The 15,681-nt window shown below is 60.1% G+C and carries 12 protein-coding genes; 8 read left to right on the forward strand and 4 right to left on the reverse strand.

Features of this window, described 5'->3' with window-relative positions; all coding sequences use genetic code 11:
* Positions 1–3: 3 nt before the first annotated feature.
* Together ACA043_RS23810 and ACA043_RS23815 are read right to left on the reverse strand one after the other, a co-directional pair.
* Positions 4–2,526: a CS1-pili formation C-terminal domain-containing protein gene (locus ACA043_RS23810; protein WP_497658034.1), complete on the reverse strand. Its 2,523-nt coding sequence runs from the start codon at positions 2,524–2,526 to the stop codon at positions 4–6.
* A 108-nt stretch (positions 2,527–2,634) separates the two neighbouring features.
* Positions 2,635–3,126, reverse strand: a complete 492-nt coding sequence (locus ACA043_RS23815) for a CS1 type fimbrial major subunit (RefSeq protein ID WP_187680221.1) — start codon at positions 3,124–3,126, stop codon at positions 2,635–2,637.
* A 497-nt stretch (positions 3,127–3,623) separates the two neighbouring features.
* Between ACA043_RS23815 and ACA043_RS23820 the strand changes: the two genes are divergently transcribed.
* Both ACA043_RS23820 and ACA043_RS23825 read left to right on the forward strand, forming a co-directional pair.
* Positions 3,624–4,199, forward strand: coding sequence for a PadR family transcriptional regulator (locus ACA043_RS23820; RefSeq protein WP_187680222.1), 576 nt, complete (start codon positions 3,624–3,626; stop codon positions 4,197–4,199).
* Positions 4,196–4,981, forward strand: a complete 786-nt coding sequence (locus ACA043_RS23825; protein ID WP_489878799.1) for a siderophore-interacting protein — start codon at positions 4,196–4,198, stop codon at positions 4,979–4,981. The genes ACA043_RS23820 and ACA043_RS23825 overlap by 4 nt, the downstream gene beginning before the upstream one ends.
* A gap of 180 nt (positions 4,982–5,161) precedes the next feature.
* Here ACA043_RS23825 and ACA043_RS23830 read toward each other — a convergent pair whose 3' ends face one another.
* Both ACA043_RS23830 and ACA043_RS23835 read right to left on the reverse strand, forming a co-directional pair.
* A complete protein-coding gene (locus ACA043_RS23830; protein WP_497658035.1) occupies positions 5,162–5,806 on the reverse strand; it encodes a Pr6Pr family membrane protein in 645 nt (214 codons plus the stop codon).
* A 1-nt stretch (position 5,807) separates the two neighbouring features.
* The gene (locus ACA043_RS23835; protein ID WP_187680225.1) at positions 5,808–6,038 is read right to left on the reverse strand and encodes a VF530 family protein; all 231 of its coding nucleotides are present in this window, start codon (positions 6,036–6,038) and stop codon (positions 5,808–5,810) included.
* A gap of 301 nt (positions 6,039–6,339) precedes the next feature.
* On the opposite strand from ACA043_RS23835, the gene ACA043_RS23840 reads away from it, so the two are divergent.
* The 6 genes from ACA043_RS23840 (at position 6,340) to ACA043_RS23865 (ending at position 15,514) form a co-directional block, all read left to right on the forward strand.
* Positions 6,340–7,701 carry a carbohydrate porin gene (locus ACA043_RS23840; RefSeq protein WP_497658036.1) on the forward strand — a complete coding sequence of 454 codons (1,362 nt, stop codon included), beginning with the start codon at positions 6,340–6,342 and terminating at the stop codon, positions 7,699–7,701.
* Between the two features lie 215 nt (positions 7,702–7,916).
* Entirely contained in the window at positions 7,917–10,328 is a 2,412-nt protein-coding gene (locus ACA043_RS23845) for a glucose/quinate/shikimate family membrane-bound PQQ-dependent dehydrogenase (protein WP_497615286.1), read from the forward strand.
* A gap of 490 nt (positions 10,329–10,818) precedes the next feature.
* Positions 10,819–11,193, forward strand: a complete 375-nt coding sequence (locus ACA043_RS23850) for a DUF6124 family protein (protein WP_401266387.1) — start codon at positions 10,819–10,821, stop codon at positions 11,191–11,193.
* 658 nt (positions 11,194–11,851) lie between these two features.
* The gene (gene lon / locus ACA043_RS23855) at positions 11,852–14,269 is read left to right on the forward strand and encodes an endopeptidase La (RefSeq protein WP_497658037.1); all 2,418 of its coding nucleotides are present in this window, start codon (positions 11,852–11,854) and stop codon (positions 14,267–14,269) included.
* 214 nt (positions 14,270–14,483) lie between these two features.
* On the forward strand, positions 14,484–14,876 hold the full coding sequence (locus ACA043_RS23860; protein ID WP_187680605.1) for a protease inhibitor I42 family protein: 393 nt from the start codon (positions 14,484–14,486) through the stop codon (positions 14,874–14,876).
* 2 nt (positions 14,877–14,878) lie between these two features.
* On the forward strand, positions 14,879–15,514 hold the full coding sequence (locus ACA043_RS23865) for a lysoplasmalogenase (RefSeq protein ID WP_497658038.1): 636 nt from the start codon (positions 14,879–14,881) through the stop codon (positions 15,512–15,514).
* Positions 15,515–15,681: the final 167 nt, after the last annotated feature.

Genomic DNA, 15,681 nt, shown 5'->3' on the forward strand with positions numbered 1-15,681 from the left:
GGCTCAACCCGCCTTCTGATCGGTGGAGGTCACGTCGGCCAGCGTGTCCGGCGTGCAGCGCAGATCGCCGATCATCAGCACATTGTTTTCACTGCGGTGCTGGTTCGCATCGAGGCGGAACTGGCACAGCAACTGGCTGCCCTGACGCACTTCCAGGGTCGGTGAGCCGGCGTTCATCTCCATCGAGAAGAACCCGTCGACTTCCGTCACCCCACGGCTGGCGTGGTTGATCACGTGGTGGCCCTTGAGCGGTTGCCCTTGCCCGTCGACCAGACGACCGAGCACGGTCAGGGTCTTCATCACGCGGATCTTGCGGTACTCCACGCCGCCCTTGTTCAGGTGATAGCGGGTACGCGCCGGTTCAATGGTGGCCGCCGGCACGTGGTTGCCTTCGAAGTCGAAACTCACCGAGCTGTTGCGGTACGCGGTGATCGGAATGAAGTTGCGCCCCGGCTTCAACGCCGCACTGCCGCCGCTGTAATCGTCGGCGCGCAGAGCGATGTCATCGATGTCCGATTCCACATCGACGATCATCCCCGCACCGCGCATCTCGTACTGACTGGTCATGAGCATTTTCTCGCCGCCGACCACCAACGTGCTATCGACGTTGAGGCCACCGGTGAAATTGCCGTTGTAGGACGAACGCTGAATGAAGGCATCGCCATTGACCGCATCCGTGCGCCAGTTCGTCAGACTGGACATCCCGACGCCATAGGTGTCGGTCAGCGCGGTGACCGATACGTTTTGCAGTACATGATCCTTGAAGTCCTTGCGCCAGCCGATCGAGCCATTGTTGTCGCGACTGCCATCGCGGGCCGTGCGCGAACCGATGCTGCCGGTGATCTGCTGACCGGGGGCGCCGAGTGCCATGTTGACGCTCAAATCGACGCCGCGATTGCGCGCATCGCCACTGCTGTAACTGCCCGGCCGATCGAACAGCGACAAGCGCCAACTGGCGTCGCTGCCAAACAGTTCGGTGCGTTGGGTCCAGCCCAGATCCATGCCGACGCCTTCGACGTTGCCCTCGCTGTGCGACACCCGCGCGTTGATCGAACTCTTGCTGCTGACGCGATGGTTGAGCGCCAGCGACGAATTGCTGGTCTGGCCGATAAACACATTGCGCGGACGAATCCGGGTGCCGTCCGGCAGGGTGTCGTAGGTGTTGGTGGTGTCGAGCCAGCTGCGGTTGTGGCTGACGACCACGCTGCCGGAACCATAGTTATAGAGGCTTTGCAGATCCAGACCGGTGCCGTAATCCTCGGTCTTGTAGACGTTGGCATACAGGCTGATGTGGTTGGCCAGCGTCCAGTCGATGGACGTGCCGTATTGCAGCTTTTCGCGAATCTGCCGCGCCGACACGCCAAGAATCACCCGTGGATGCAGCAGGTAATTGAGCGCCGCACCGGCGGTGGGGCTGCCGCTGGCCTGAGTGTCCCAGTTGCTCAGCAGTTTGCTTTCCTCACCGGCAAACACGTTGTAGCGCCAGCGGTCGTCGAGGTTGCGCCAGTTGTTGGGCTTGTACACCAACTCCTGGGTGGTGGAGGTGATCTGGCCGTCTTCGATCAGGCGGACTTCCACTTCATAAATGCCACCGGGCAAGGGCCGGGTGTCGAGGGTCTGCAAACCGGCCGGCACCGATTGTGTATTGATCAACAGGCCATCGCGCCAGATTTCCACAGAACCCTGACGGTTGGCGGTGACATAAATCGGATAGACGCTGGGCATCGGGCTGTTGATGGCCAGACTGTCGGAGCTGCCGTACATGACACCGACAGCCGTATCGGGACTGGTGCCGAACGTGCGCGGTTGGCGAGTCAGCCCTTCGGAATTGGGGGTGAAATAGCCCAGGCGGAAAAAACTGCCTTGCAGTTCGCGCTGGGTGTGAAGCTCGTGTACCGCGTGATAAAGCTTGTCATCCGGACCGCCGAGGCGAGCCAATTGCAGGTTCAGCGTCTGGCTCCAGTTACCCAGACTGCCACTGGCCTCAAGGCCGAAACGTCCGCCCAGATCCTGATCCTGACCGCCATTGAGGTTGAGCTGATTGCGCACCATCAAACCGCTGCTGCCGCCATCGGGCTGTTCGTAATAACGCTTGGCCTCGACGTCGCGCTCGGCGTTTTCAGTGAGAATCGAAACCAGCGAGTTTTCCAGGTTGTAATGCACCGCCAGCACCTGATCGGGACAGGAACCGGTGCAATTGCCCAGTGGCACGCCGGGCTTGAGAAAAGCCGCCCATTTCTCCCGTTCGGCGGGGCCGAAACGGTTTTCGCTGGTGTCGGTGAATTCCAGCAGGGTGATGCGATCGTCGCGGGACAACACCACCATGGCCTCGCCCAATGGCTGATGATCGAGTTCGACCCGAACCGCCAAAGGTACGTCAAAGAAGTGCTCCTCGAAATCCGCCGGCAAACCTTTGGCCTGAGCCAACAGGCTTCGCGGCGTGGTGCCGGCGGAGTTGGAAGCCACGGCTGCGCTGGCACAAAACAGCAGCGCAAGCGCAGCCGCGATGGGTGTCATCGGGAACATGAACTCTTACTCTGATTACGAATAGTGGAAGTCCGACGGAGCAGAAGGATTGCCTGCCCCGTCGGTGAACGCTGACCTGCGGTCAGCGCTGGGTGCCGGATCGTTCGATCAAGGCGTAACGGCCGGAGGAACGGCGTCGAAGGTCATTGCCACAACACCGGTGTAATCACCCGGGGCGAAGTTAGTGCCAATGGCGCTGATTTTCACCGGCATACGGTAGTTAACGTCCGACTCGGCCTCACCCACTACTTCTTGCGGAGTCAGGGTGAGGGTCTTGTTGTTGAGTTCGACTTTCAAGTCGATGTTGCTGCTGCCCGCGATCAGTTTCGGTGCGCTGTCGAGGCTGGCGTGAACCGAACCGTTGTTGTTGCGCACGTCGAAGAAACCGGTGACTTCGCCCATCTTGCCGGTGCTTGGGTTGTAGCTCATGTCCTGATCCTTATTGACCAGATCAGGATTGGTCGGCACCACGTAGAAGCCGTTGGTCGGAACCTGAGCGACGATATTGATCGAGTGAGCGGCTTCACCAGCGGCGAAAGCGCCCGAGGAACCCAGTGCCAGAAGAGCCAGAGGAGCAGCGATAGCGATTTTCTTGAACATCGTTCAGTACCTTGTTTTCTTTAAGAGAAGGAGTGATTGAAAGTCCAAGTCAAACGCCAGGGGAGTTGAGCCAGATCAACTTGAACTTTCAATGCCGGAGCATCATCGGCTGTTGCCTCTGGAAAGTAAGCAAGTAACTTCCTATAAGCACGTAGTTAAACAACCCCATGACCCGCAAGAAAAAAGAACAAAAAAGCAATAATCAAAACGATGACTGTAAGTTATTCCCTACATACAGTTTTAGTTGAAAAACCATACAGCAATACGGCCTCGATACAGCGGGCCTTAGTTGCGATTTTAGAATAATCACTCAGGACAAATAGAGTGTTAACTTTAACTTTCAAGTTATCGATGGCTGAAGACTCTCGCGAAAATGCCTATTGCAACATCGGCACAGACCCCACTCGTCAGCTGGCCGGTACTCCGAGCAAAAACGTCTTGCGCCGGCGTAAAGATATATCTTAAGTTCTATCTAAACGTGACGAGAGAAGACAGAAATGAGAGACCATCATTCCCCCCATCGAGAACACGGCGACGGCCGTGACGGCTTTGAAAAGCGCCCCGGCCGCGAACGCGGCGGCCGTGGGCCACGCGTGTTCGCCCCCGGTGACCTGAAGTTGCTGCTGCTGGCGCTGGTCGCCGAACAGCCCTGCCACGGCTATGACCTGATCCGCCAGATCGAAGGCATGTTCGACGGCGCCTACAGCCCGAGCCCCGGCGTGATCTACCCGACCCTGACCTTTCTGGAAGAAAGCGAACTGATCACAGGCGATGCCGAGGGCGGCAAAAAACGCTACAGCGTGACCGACGCCGGGCGCCTGTCCCTGAGCGAGCAAGCCGTAGCCCTCGACGGCGTGCGCATGCGCATCGACGTCAGCAAACGCTCTTTGCGTGGCCATGACCGGCCGCCGGAAATCCACGAGGCGGTGCACAACTTGCGCCACGCCCTGCAACTGCACCACGGGCGCTGGAGCCCGGAAGAAATCCAGCGCGTGCGTGATCTGCTCAACGACACCGCCAAAGCCATCGTCGACGGCCCAGCCGTTCAACCTGCCCCGGAGAAAGCCGAATGACTGCAGTCGATACCCAAACCATTCACCGCGTGACACACGAAATCAAACGCCGTCGCCTCGAAGTGTTGCGCGTGGTCGATATCACCCCGCGCATGCGCCGCATCACCCTCGGCGGGCCGGAGCTGGCCGGGTTCATCAGCCTCGGCACCGACGATCACGTCAAATTGCTGTTCCCGCAGAACGCCGAACAAACGGCCGCGCTGGAAACCATGGTGCTCGGCGGCAAGAACGATGGCCCGACACCCGAGATGCGCGACTACACCCCGCGCCGCTATGACCTCGACAAACTTGAGCTGGACATCGACTTCGTCCTGCACGGCGATGGCCCTGCCTCGACCTGGGCGGAACAGGCCGCACCTGGGCAGTTCCTGCACATCGGCGGCCCACGCGGCTCGATGATCGTGCCGGACATCTTCGACAGCTACCTGTTGATCGGTGACGAAACCGCCCTGCCCGCCATCGCCCGCCGCCTCGAAGGCCTGGCGGCCAATCGCAAGGCGCTGGTGGTGATCGAAGTGGAAAACGGCGCCGAGCAGCAAGCGCTGGAGAGCGCGGCGCAGGTCAATGTGATCTGGGTATTGCGCGACGGCGGCAAGGACAACCTGCTGACCACCGTCAAACAGTTGCAGGTGCCCAAAGGCAATCTGTATGCGTGGGTGGCGACCGAGACCAAGGTTTCGCGGCAGATCCGCCGGGTGTTGCTCGATGAGCACGGGCTGGACGAGAAGCTGGTGAAAGCCGTCGGCTACTGGCGCGCCGAGGGTTCTGAAGAAGAGGAATGATATCCCCTGCTTTGTACAAACCAACTGTGACTGGGGACTATTGTGGTGAGGGGATTTATCCCCGATGGGCTGCGCAGCAGCCCCAACCCAGCACCTCGGTGAATCAGGTAAATCGCGCTGGCAGGTATCAGGGCTGCTTCGCAGCCCATCGGGGATAAATCCCCTCGCCACAGTTTTCAATCAACTGTGCAGTTGAGGCCGAGACCAGCGATCGAGGCCAATCACCGCCAACCCAATCACCACAAACCCCACCAATATCCCCCCGGCATTGATGAACACCTGTGGATAACCCAGCACCGAAACATCAATGAACGGATACGCATACGCCCCCAGCACATGCCCGCGCAGCAAGGCATAAGCGAAATACGCCAGCGGATAAATCAGCCACAGCGGCAGATGCCAAAGACGCAAGGTGCCTTTGGGTACGCAACACCACCAATAGCCCAGAAACAGCAACGGCATCACGTCGTGAAGCAATTCGTCAGCGATGAATTGCCAGCCTTCGGGGTGCCATAAATGCCGCAGCAAAAGGCTATACGCGACCCCGACCACCGCAATACTCACCGCCACCCCGCTGCTCACCCACGGTTGCAAAAACCAGCGGCGCGCGGCCGATTCACGCGACGAGACGGCGCAGGTCAGCACCGTCGCCACCAACGTGTTGGTCAACACCGTGAAGTAACTGAAGAAACTCACCAGGCCGCCCAACAGACTGGCGCCGACACTCAAACGCGCGAAGAAAATCAGGTACAGCTGAATGGCCAGTCCCGCCCAGCCAAGCATGGCGGCGAGGATGATCAGGCGTCGGCGCCATACGGCGTCCATCTCAGAGCGGTCGCTTGGTGCGCATCAGCTTCACGTACAGACGCTCGACCTTCTCCCGCGCCCACGGGGTTTTACGCAGGAACGTCAGGCTCGACTTGATGCTCGGATCGCTCTTGAAACAACGGATGTCGATGCGCTCGGCCAAACCAGACCATTCGTAATGGGCCACGAGAGCGGTGAGGATCTGTTCGAGGGTTACGCCGTGCAGCGGATCGGGGGATTGTTCGTTCATGCCAGGCCTTTGGACGAAGTGAAAATGCAGAAGCCGCGCACCTTAGCCGAGGGGGTGATCGGGTGGAAGGCCTTGCATCAAATGTAGGCCAACCCGAAAAGATCGCAGCCTGCGACCAGACCCGCAATGCGCCCGTTTGCCGCACTGTTACCAAATCCGAAACTGTTCATGTCAATAAAACCCCTTTGTCTTTTTGTTACAGATCATTATCCTGCCGCCTTTCCGCTGAATCGCTTCACTGCCTGCGTCAAATCGTAGCGGTCAGCTCATCCCCAAAAAAAGATCAAGAAAGACCCCTTTTATGCCCGATTTTCCGTTCTTCCGAGACAGCGCTATCTCATCCCTGCGCGTGATCGGCGGCTGCACCGCCCTTGGCCTCGCCACCTGCGCCCACGCGGCTCCCGCGTTCGACAGCGAATCACCGTACATGCTCGGTGACTGGAACGGCACGCGCACCGAACTCTCGGAAAAAGGCTACGACTTCAAACTCGATTACACCGGCGAAATGGGCAGCAACCTGCACGGCGGCTACGACCACGACCGCACCGCACGTTACAGCGACCAGTTCGGCCTCGGCACACACCTGGACCTGCAAAAGATCCTCGGCTGGGACGACGCCGAGTTTCAACTGACCATCACCAAACGCAGCGGCAACAACATCAGCAACGACCGCATCAACGATCCCCGCGTCGGCGGCTTCACCTCGGCTCAGGAAGTCTGGGGCCGTGGCCAGACCACGCGCCTGACGCAGATGTGGTACCAGCAGAAATTCTTCGATCAGAAACTCGACATCAAAGTCGGCCGTTTCGGCGAAGGCGAAGACTTCAATACCTTCCCCTGCGACTTCCAGAACCTGGCGTTCTGCGGTTCGCAGGTCGGCAACTGGGTCGGCGGCATCTGGTACAACTGGCCGGTCAGCCAGTGGGCCATGCGCGTCAAATATCACCTGACGCCGGAGCTGTACGCACAGGTCGGCGCCTACGAGCAGAACCCGTCGAACCTTGATCGCGGCAACGGCTTCAAACTCAGCGGCAGCGGCACCCAAGGCGCGATCCTGCCGGTGGAACTGGTGTGGACGCCGAAGCTCAACGGCCTGCCGGGCGAATACCGCGCCGGTTACTACTACAGCAACGCCAAGGCCACTGACGTCTATAAAGACAACAATGGCCAACCGGCAGCGCTGAGCGGCGAAGCCTACCGCAGCGCGTCGAGCAAACACGGCGTGTGGTTCGGTGCCCAGCAGCAGATCACCAGCATCGCCAGCGACAACAGCCGTGGCCTGAGCGTGTTCGCCAACGCCACGATGCACGACAAGAAAACCAACGCCATCGACAACTACGTCCAGGCCGGCCTTACCTATAAAGGCCCGTTCGACGCCCGCGCCAAAGACGACATCGGCTTCGCCCTGGCCCGCGTGCACGTCAACCCGGCCTATCGCAAAAACGCCGAAGCGAGCAACCGGGCCAACGCGGTCTACGACTACGACGATCCATCGTTCCTGCCGCCGCAAGACACCGAATACAGCGCCGAACTGTATTACGGCGTGCACGTGACGAACTGGCTGACCGTACGCCCGAACCTGCAATACATCCGCCATCCGGGCGGCGTGGACAAGGTCGATGACGCACTGATCGCGGGGCTGAAGATCCAGTCCTCGTTCTAACCAACACCACGGATCAAATGTGGGAGCGAGCCTGCTCGCGAAAGCAATTTCAACTTCACCTAAGAAGTCGACTGACACACCGCTTTCGCGAGCAGGCTCGCTCCCACAGGAAATTTAGTTAGCCAAACAAGTTTTATCTGAACCATGCCCACGCCAAATCGTCATCTAAAGTGACTACAGCGCGGGACTACATAAACGTCACGGAGATTCACACTATGAGCACCGTAAGTGCTTCGAGTCGGGGCCGTCTGCTACCGGGCCTGCTCGGCATTCTGCTTCTACTGATGGGCCTGGCCATGCTGGCCGGGGGAGTCAAGCTGAGCATGCTCGGCGGCTCGCTGTACTACCTGCTGGCCGGTATCGGCATCACGCTGACCGGCATTCTGATGCTGCTGCGCCGTCGCGCGGCGCTGGGCCTGTACGCCATCGTGCTGTTCGCCAGCACTGTTTGGGCCTTGTGGGAAGTCGGTCTTGACTGGTGGCAACTGGTGCCGCGTCTGGCGCTGTGGTTTGCCCTCGGTTTCGTGATGCTGCTGCCGTGGTTCCGTCGTCCGCTGCTGCTCGCCGGCCCTGCGCCAATGGGCACCGGCGGTCTGACCGTGGCGGTGGTTCTGGCCGGCGTCACGGCTCTGGCCAGCCTGTTTACCCACCCGGGCGAAACTTTCGGCGAACTGGGCCGCGACACAGCCGACATGACCAGCACCGCGCCAGCCATGCCTGATGGCGACTGGCAGGCCTACGGCCGCAGCGAATTCGGTGATCGTTATTCCCCGCTCAAGCAGATCACCCCGGCCAACGTCGGCAAGCTGCAAGAAGCCTGGCGCATCCAGACCGGCGACCTGCCGACCGCTGATGACCCGGTTGAGCTGACCAACGAAAACACCCCGCTCAAAGCCAACGGCATGATCTACGCCTGCACCGCGCACAGCAAAGTGCTGGCACTGGACCCGGACACCGGTAAAGAACTGTGGCGCTTCGACCCGCAGATCAAGAGCCCGGTCGGCTTCAAAGGCTTCGCCCACATGACCTGCCGTGGCGTGTCGTACTACGACGAAGCCGCTTACGCCAAGTCTGAAAACGCGGCCTCCGCCGTGATTTCCGAAGCTGGCAAAGCCGTTGCTCAGGCCTGCCCACGTCGTCTGTACCTGCCAACCGCTGATGCGCGCCTGATCGCGTTGAACGCCGACACCGGCAAAATCTGCGAAGACTTCGGCAACAAAGGTGTGGTCGACCTGACCCAAGGCATCGGCCCGTTCACCGCCGGTGGCTACTACTCCACCTCGCCGGCCGCGATTACCCGTGATCTGGTGATCATGGGCGGTCACGTCACCGACAACGAGTCGACCAACGAGCCATCGGGCGTGATCCGCGCCTACGACGTGCGCGACGGTCACTTGGTGTGGAACTGGGACAGCAACAATCCCGACGCCACCGAGCCATTGGCCCCAGGCGAAACCTACAGCCGTAACTCGGCCAACATGTGGTCGCTGGCCAGCGTCGACGAAAAACTCGGCATGGTTTACCTGCCACTGGGCAACCAGACTCCAGACCAGTGGGGCGCCGACCGCACCCCGGGCGCCGAGAAATTCAGCGCCGGTGTTGTAGCCCTGGACCTGGCCACCGGTAAAGTGCGCTGGAACTACCAGTTCACCCACCACGACCTGTGGGACATGGACGTTGGCAGCCAGCCAACCCTGCTCGACATGAAAACCGCCGACGGCGTGAAACCCGCGCTGATCGCTCCGACCAAACAGGGCAGCCTGTACGTCCTCGACCGTCGTGACGGTACGCCGATCATTCCGATCAAGGAAATCCCGGTACCGCAAGGCGCCGTGAAAGGCGACCGCACCGCACCGACCCAGGCCCGTTCGGACCTCAACCTGCTGGCCCCGGAACTGACCGAAAAAGCCATGTGGGGCGCGAGCCCGTTCGACCAGATGCTGTGCCGCATCCAGTTCAAGGAACTGCGTTATGAAGGCCAGTACACCCCGCCGTCGGAACAGGGCAGCCTGATCTACCCGGGTAACGTTGGCGTGTTCAACTGGGGCGGCGTGTCGGTCGATCCGGTTCGTCAGATGCTGTTCACCAGCCCGAACTACATGGCCTTCGTCTCGAAAATGGTGCCACGCGAGCAAGTCGCCGCCGGCAGCAAACGCGAGAGCGAAACCGCTGGCGTACAACCGAACACTGGCGCGCCATACGCGGTGATCATGCACCCGTTCATGTCGCCATTCGGCGTACCGTGCCAGGCCCCGGCCTGGGGCTACGTCGCCGGTATCGACCTGACCACCAGCAAAGTCGTGTGGAAACGCAAAAACGGCACCAGCCGCGACAGCTCGCCAATCCCGATCGGCTTCACCCTGGGCGTGCCTAGCATGGGCGGCTCGATGGTAACGGCCGGCGGCGTCGGCTTCCTCAGCGGCACCCTCGACCAGTACCTGCGCGCCTACGACGTCAACTCCGGTAAAGAGTTGTGGAAAGCGCGTCTGCCGGCTGGCGGCCAAGCGACCCCGATGACCTACACCGGCAAGGACGGCAAGCAATACGTCCTGCTCGTTGTCGGCGGCCACGGCTCGCTGGGCACCAAAATGGGTGACTATGTGATTGCGTACAAACTGCCGGAATAAGATTTAGCGGCGGTAAAACAAAGGCGACATCCTGTGAGGGATGTCGCCTTTTTTAATTCCCCCTGTAGGAGCTGCCGAAGGCTGCGATCTTTTGATCTTGTTTCTGACAATCAACGTCAAAAGATCGCAGCCTTCGGCAGCTCCTACAGGTTGGAATGTGTGGGGTTGTAGGAATTGTGCTTGTCCTACAGATGCCGGGAATTGCGCGGAGTTTTCCGACAAGTCGCGTCGGTTGTGTCTCGGAAATCGGCTGGATAGGCTCTGGGGGTCGCTGCAAATTCAGCGAACGGGCGTCGCGGCCCGACTTCTGGGGCATAATTGCCGCCGCTTAACAGCAGCACCCCGAGTGCTTGTTTTATGGTGGCTGTACGCGGGATACCTTCGGGTATGCCGAATGCCTCAGGTCGGTCCGCGAACCCGCGTACAGCTACCACCCCTCTTTTTGCGTCGCGGCAATTAGAGGAATGGCCCAATTCCTGAGGAGCAACAAATGAAAAAGCCAACACCCAATCCACCAGAAACCAACGACACCTCGCCCTACCAATCCCCCGATTCGAAGAAATTCCACGAAGCCGCCGAACGCGCCCTCGACCACTACCTAAAACCCAACGCCTTAACCCTGCGCTTCCACAAACCCAGCACCATGTTCCAGGTCGCGCCCGATCAAGACAGCGAAAGCCTGCTGGTACATGCCTGCGAATCCCTGGCACAAGCCAGCCTCATGACCAGCGACATCGCCGCCTACATTGACCTCCCGCAACGGCGCACGATTTTGGCGATCCAGCAAATCATCATGCTCGCCGAACTGGCCGTGAACCGCGTACTGGATAACCACGAAATCTCCCAATCCCCAACACACAGCTGAAAAGCCCCTCACCCTAACCCTCTCCCAAAGGGAGAGGGGACTGACCGAGGTGTTTGAAAGAAGTACGCCGACGTGAAATACCGAGGCGAACTCAGATTTTGAAAAGCCCACAAATAGGCCTCCTCTCCCTAGGGAGAGGGCTGGGGTGGGCAAACCCACCACAAAACAAAAGCCAAGCGAGCGCTCCTCACCACTCAACAGGATGAGCGTTAGCTCGGCTGCAGCTTTTGACGTACCGGCCCCTTCGGCAGGCTGAGTGAAGGTGTTCATCCGGGGGTAGGCGCGCAGCGCCGTTCGACGAAGTCGAACACATCGAGAGGAGGTGCAGCGAAGCAAACCGGAGGCGATGCCCCCGGATGAGCACCGTAACGAAGGAACCCCGAGCCCCAGCGAGCGGGCCGAACGCCGGGGCCCAGCGTTTTGGTTACTTTTGGGCGTCTGCAAAAGTGACTCGCTGTAAAAGCGAAACCGCCAGCAGCGGCACCGCAAAAACGGATATACCCCCAAAACCCCAAGAACATGGTCGGCCCAAAGGTCGCCAAGTCCAAAGCGTGAACCCTGTCAAAACCCTGAACACACAAGCAGAAACACCGCCCCCCATTGAAACCACCCAAGCCCTGCCCCATCTAAGACCCATACCCCATTGCGCAGGTGCCCCATGAGCGACCAGCAAGAATTCCCTGAAAACCCCGACGACTACACCGAAGCCGAACACATCGAACACACCGCCTCCGGCAAAGGCCTCGCCCTGCCCGGCCAGAACCTGCCGGACAAGGTCTACATCATCCCGATCCACAACCGCCCGTTCTTCCCGGCACAAGTCCTGCCGGTCATCGTCAACGAAGAACCCTGGGCCGAAACCCTCGAACTGGTCAGCAAATCCGAACACCACTCCCTGGCCCTGTTCTTCATGGACACCCCCCAGGAAGACCCGCGCCACTTCAACACCGACGTATTGCCGCAATACGGCACCCTGGTCAAAGTCCACCACGCCAGTCGCGAAAACGGCAAACTCCAATTCGTCGCCCAGGGCCTGAGCCGCGTACGCATCAAAACCTGGCTCAAACACCACCGCCCGCCGTATCTGGTCGAAGTCGAATACCCGCATCAGCCCACCGAGCCGACCGACGAGGTCAAGGCCTACGGCATGGCGCTGATCAACGCGATCAAGGAACTGCTGCCGCTCAACCCGCTGTACAGCGAAGAGCTGAAAAACTACCTCAACCGCTTCAGCCCCAACGACCCGTCGCCGCTGACCGACTTCGCCGCCGCCCTGACGTCCGCCACCGGCCCCGAGCTGCAAGAAGTGCTCGACTGTGTGCCGATGCTCAAGCGCATGGAAAAAGTCCTGCCGATGCTGCGCAAGGAAGTCGAAGTCGCGCGCCTGCAAAAAGAGATTTCGGCGGAAGTTAACCGCAAGATCGGCGAGCATCAGCGCGAGTTCTTCCTAAAAGAACAACTCAAAGTCATCCAGCAGGAACTCGGCCTGACCAAGGATGACCGCAGCGCCGACCTTGAACAGTTCGAACAGCGTCTGGAAGGCAAAGTCCTGCCGGCGCAGGTGCAAAAGCGCCTCGAAGAAGAAATGCACAAGCTGTCGATCCTCGAAACCGGCTCGCCGGAGTACGCGGTCACCCGCAACTACCTCGACTGGGCGACCTCGGTGCCGTGGGGCGTGTACGGCGAAGACAAACTCGACCTAAAGCACGCACGCAAAGTCCTCGACAAACACCACGCCGGCCTAGACGACATCAAGGATCGCATCCTCGAATTCCTCGCCGTCGGTGCTTACAAAGGCGAAATCAGCGGTTCCATCGTGCTGCTGGTTGGCCCGCCGGGCGTGGGTAAAACCAGTGTCGGTAAATCCATCGCCGAATCCCTCGGCCGACCGTTCTACCGCTTCAGCCTCGGCGGCATGCGCGACGAAGCCGAGATCAAGGGCCACCGCCGCACCTACATCGGCGCGCAGCCGGGCAAACTGGTGCAGGCGTTGAAAGACGTCGAAGTGATGAACCCGGTGATCATGCTCGACGAGATCGACAAGATGGGCCAGAGCTACCAGGGCGACCCGGCCTCGGCGCTGCTGGAAACCCTCGACCCGGAGCAGAACGTCGAATTCCTCGACCACTACCTCGACCTGCGCATGGACCTTTCGAAAGTCCTGTTCGTCTGCACCGCCAACACATTGGATTCGATCCCTGGCCCGCTGCTGGACCGGATGGAAGTGATTCGCCTGTCGGGCTACATCACCGAAGAAAAAGTTGCCATCGCCAAGCGTCACCTGTGGCCGAAACTGCTGGAAAAGGCCGGCGTGTCCAAGGGCAGCCTGAGCATCAGCGACAGCGCCCTCAAGGCCTTGATCGACGGTTACGCCCGTGAAGCCGGCGTGCGTCAGTTGGAAAAACAACTGGGCAAACTGGTGCGCAAAGCGGTGATGAAGCTGATCGACGAGCCGAAAGCGGTGATCAAACTCGGACCGAAAGATCTGGAAGCTTCGCTCGGTCATCCAGTGTTCCGCAATGAACAAGTGCTGTCCGGCACTGGCGTCATCACCGGTCTGGCGTGGACCAGCATGGGCGGCGCCACATTGCCGATCGAAGCGACGCGGATTCACACGCTCAACCGTGGTTTCAAACTCACCGGGCAACTGGGTGATGTGATGAAGGAATCGGCGGAGATCGCTTACAGCTATGTCAGCTCGAACCTCAAGCAATTTGGTGGAGACGCGAAGTTCTTCGACGAAGCCTTCGTCCACCTGCACGTGCCAGAAGGCGCGACACCAAAGGACGGCCCGAGCGCCGGCGTGACCATGGCCAGTGCCCTGCTCTCACTCGCGCGTAATCAAGCGCCGAAAAAAGGCGTGGCGATGACCGGCGAGTTAACGCTGACCGGGCATGTGCTGCCGATTGGCGGGGTGCGCGAAAAGGTGATTGCGGCGCGGCGGCAGAAGATTTTCGAACTGATTTTGCCGGAGCCGAACCGTGGCAACTTCGACGAATTGCCGGAGTATTTGAAGGAAGGCATTACCGTGCACTTTGCCAAGCGTTTTGCGGATGTTGCGAAGGTGCTCTTCTGATAACTCGGTAGCGCCGGCTCTACCGCTTTCGCGAGCAGGCTCGCTCCCACAGGGTTGTGCAGTGAACACAGAAATTGTGAACACCGCTGCCCACTGTGGGAGCGAGCCTGCTCGCGAAGGCGTCAGTCCTGACAACCCCTCCCCTGACTGTCACACTTTGTCTCATCTTCAGTTATGCTCGCCGTTCGTCGTAAACGCCGGAGCCGCTGACCTTATGTCCCCCACTCGCCTGTTTGTCCCCCTCGCCCTTTCCTTGCTGGCCGCTTGCGCCACGCAGCCGAAACACAACGTGACCGTGGAAAAACAGAGCGAATGCCCCGTGCGCCTGACAAACGGGCAAAACCTGATCGTGATGCTGCCCAGCAACCCGACCACGGGTTATCGCTGGGCCATTCAGGACTCGGCCGGTGGCGTGTTGCGTGCGCTCAGCCCCGAGGTTTACAGCAACCCGGAAGATGCCGGTGTGGTCGGCGCTGCCGGCCTTTCGACCTGGCGCTTCCAGGCCTTCGCCCCCGGCACCGGGCGTCTGCGCTTGACCTCGCAACAGCCGTGGGCACCGGAAGTGTTGCCGGTGGAAACCTTTGACTGCGCCATTTCGGTGAACTGATCGTGGGCTGGCTGATTCTGGCGCTGATGGGCGCGGTGACTTTTCTCTACGGTGTGAGCACCCACGCGGCGCTGCTTTGCCTGTTGGTCAAACCGTTACCGGTGCTGGCGCTGCTCGGCTGGCTACACGACGCCCCGCCCAGCGACTATCGGCGCTGGATCAGCCTTGGACTGATTTTCTCGCTGCTCGGCGATGTATTGCTCGCGTGGCCGGGGGATTTGTTTGTGTTTGGCCTCGGAGCGTTTCTGGTTGCACATCTGGCGTACCTCAAGGCTTACCTCAGCGATTGCAAACGTCTGGCGCTGTTGCCGCTGGTGCTCGCCGTCGTTGTCGGCGCGGTGCTGCTGGGCATTCTGATTTCCAGCGGACTCGGGCCATTGCTGATTCCCGTGATTGTTTACGGCACCGCCATCAGCGCGATGCTTTGGCGCGCCCTCGCTCGCCTGGGAACTGATGTGCCGAAGCGTTCGGCGTTGCTGGCTGCGGCAGGTGCCGTGATGTTTGTGTTCTCCGACAGCGTGATCGGCATCAACCGCTTCGTCGCGCCGTTCAATGCCGCGCCGTACATCATCATCCTCAGCTATTGGCTTGGGCAGTGGGGCATCGCGGCGTCGGCCTTCTCCCAAAAACACCGCTAAATCCTGTGGTGAGGGGATTTATCCCCGACCGGCTGCGCAGCAGTCGTAAAACCTATGCACGCGGTCTGCCTGACATACCGTGCTGACCGGTTTTGGGGCCGCTTCGCAACCCATCGGGGATAAATCCCCTCGCCACGTCGGACAACCCGCGCATCCCCGCGCCACTT

This window comes from Pseudomonas sp. LBUM1648, assembly GCF_059716145.1.

What these genes read in the sequence shown, in the direction of transcription:
- ACA043_RS23810 (WP_497658034.1), bottom strand. Translation starts at nt 2,526, where the DNA reads ATGTTCCCGATGACACCCATCGCGGCTGCGCTTGCGCTGCTGTTTTGT.
- ACA043_RS23815 (WP_187680221.1), bottom strand. Translation starts at nt 3,126, where the DNA reads ATGTTCAAGAAAATCGCTATCGCTGCTCCTCTGGCTCTTCTGGCACTG.
- ACA043_RS23820 (WP_187680222.1), top strand. Translation starts at nt 3,624, where the DNA reads ATGAGAGACCATCATTCCCCCCATCGAGAACACGGCGACGGCCGTGAC.
- ACA043_RS23825 (WP_489878799.1), top strand. Translation starts at nt 4,196, where the DNA reads ATGACTGCAGTCGATACCCAAACCATTCACCGCGTGACACACGAAATC.
- ACA043_RS23830 (WP_497658035.1), bottom strand. Translation starts at nt 5,806, where the DNA reads ATGGACGCCGTATGGCGCCGACGCCTGATCATCCTCGCCGCCATGCTT.
- ACA043_RS23835 (WP_187680225.1), bottom strand. Translation starts at nt 6,038, where the DNA reads ATGAACGAACAATCCCCCGATCCGCTGCACGGCGTAACCCTCGAACAG.
- ACA043_RS23840 (WP_497658036.1), top strand. Translation starts at nt 6,340, where the DNA reads ATGCCCGATTTTCCGTTCTTCCGAGACAGCGCTATCTCATCCCTGCGC.
- ACA043_RS23845 (WP_497615286.1), top strand. Translation starts at nt 7,917, where the DNA reads ATGAGCACCGTAAGTGCTTCGAGTCGGGGCCGTCTGCTACCGGGCCTG.
- ACA043_RS23850 (WP_401266387.1), top strand. Translation starts at nt 10,819, where the DNA reads ATGAAAAAGCCAACACCCAATCCACCAGAAACCAACGACACCTCGCCC.
- lon (WP_497658037.1), top strand. Translation starts at nt 11,852, where the DNA reads ATGAGCGACCAGCAAGAATTCCCTGAAAACCCCGACGACTACACCGAA.
- ACA043_RS23860 (WP_187680605.1), top strand. Translation starts at nt 14,484, where the DNA reads ATGTCCCCCACTCGCCTGTTTGTCCCCCTCGCCCTTTCCTTGCTGGCC.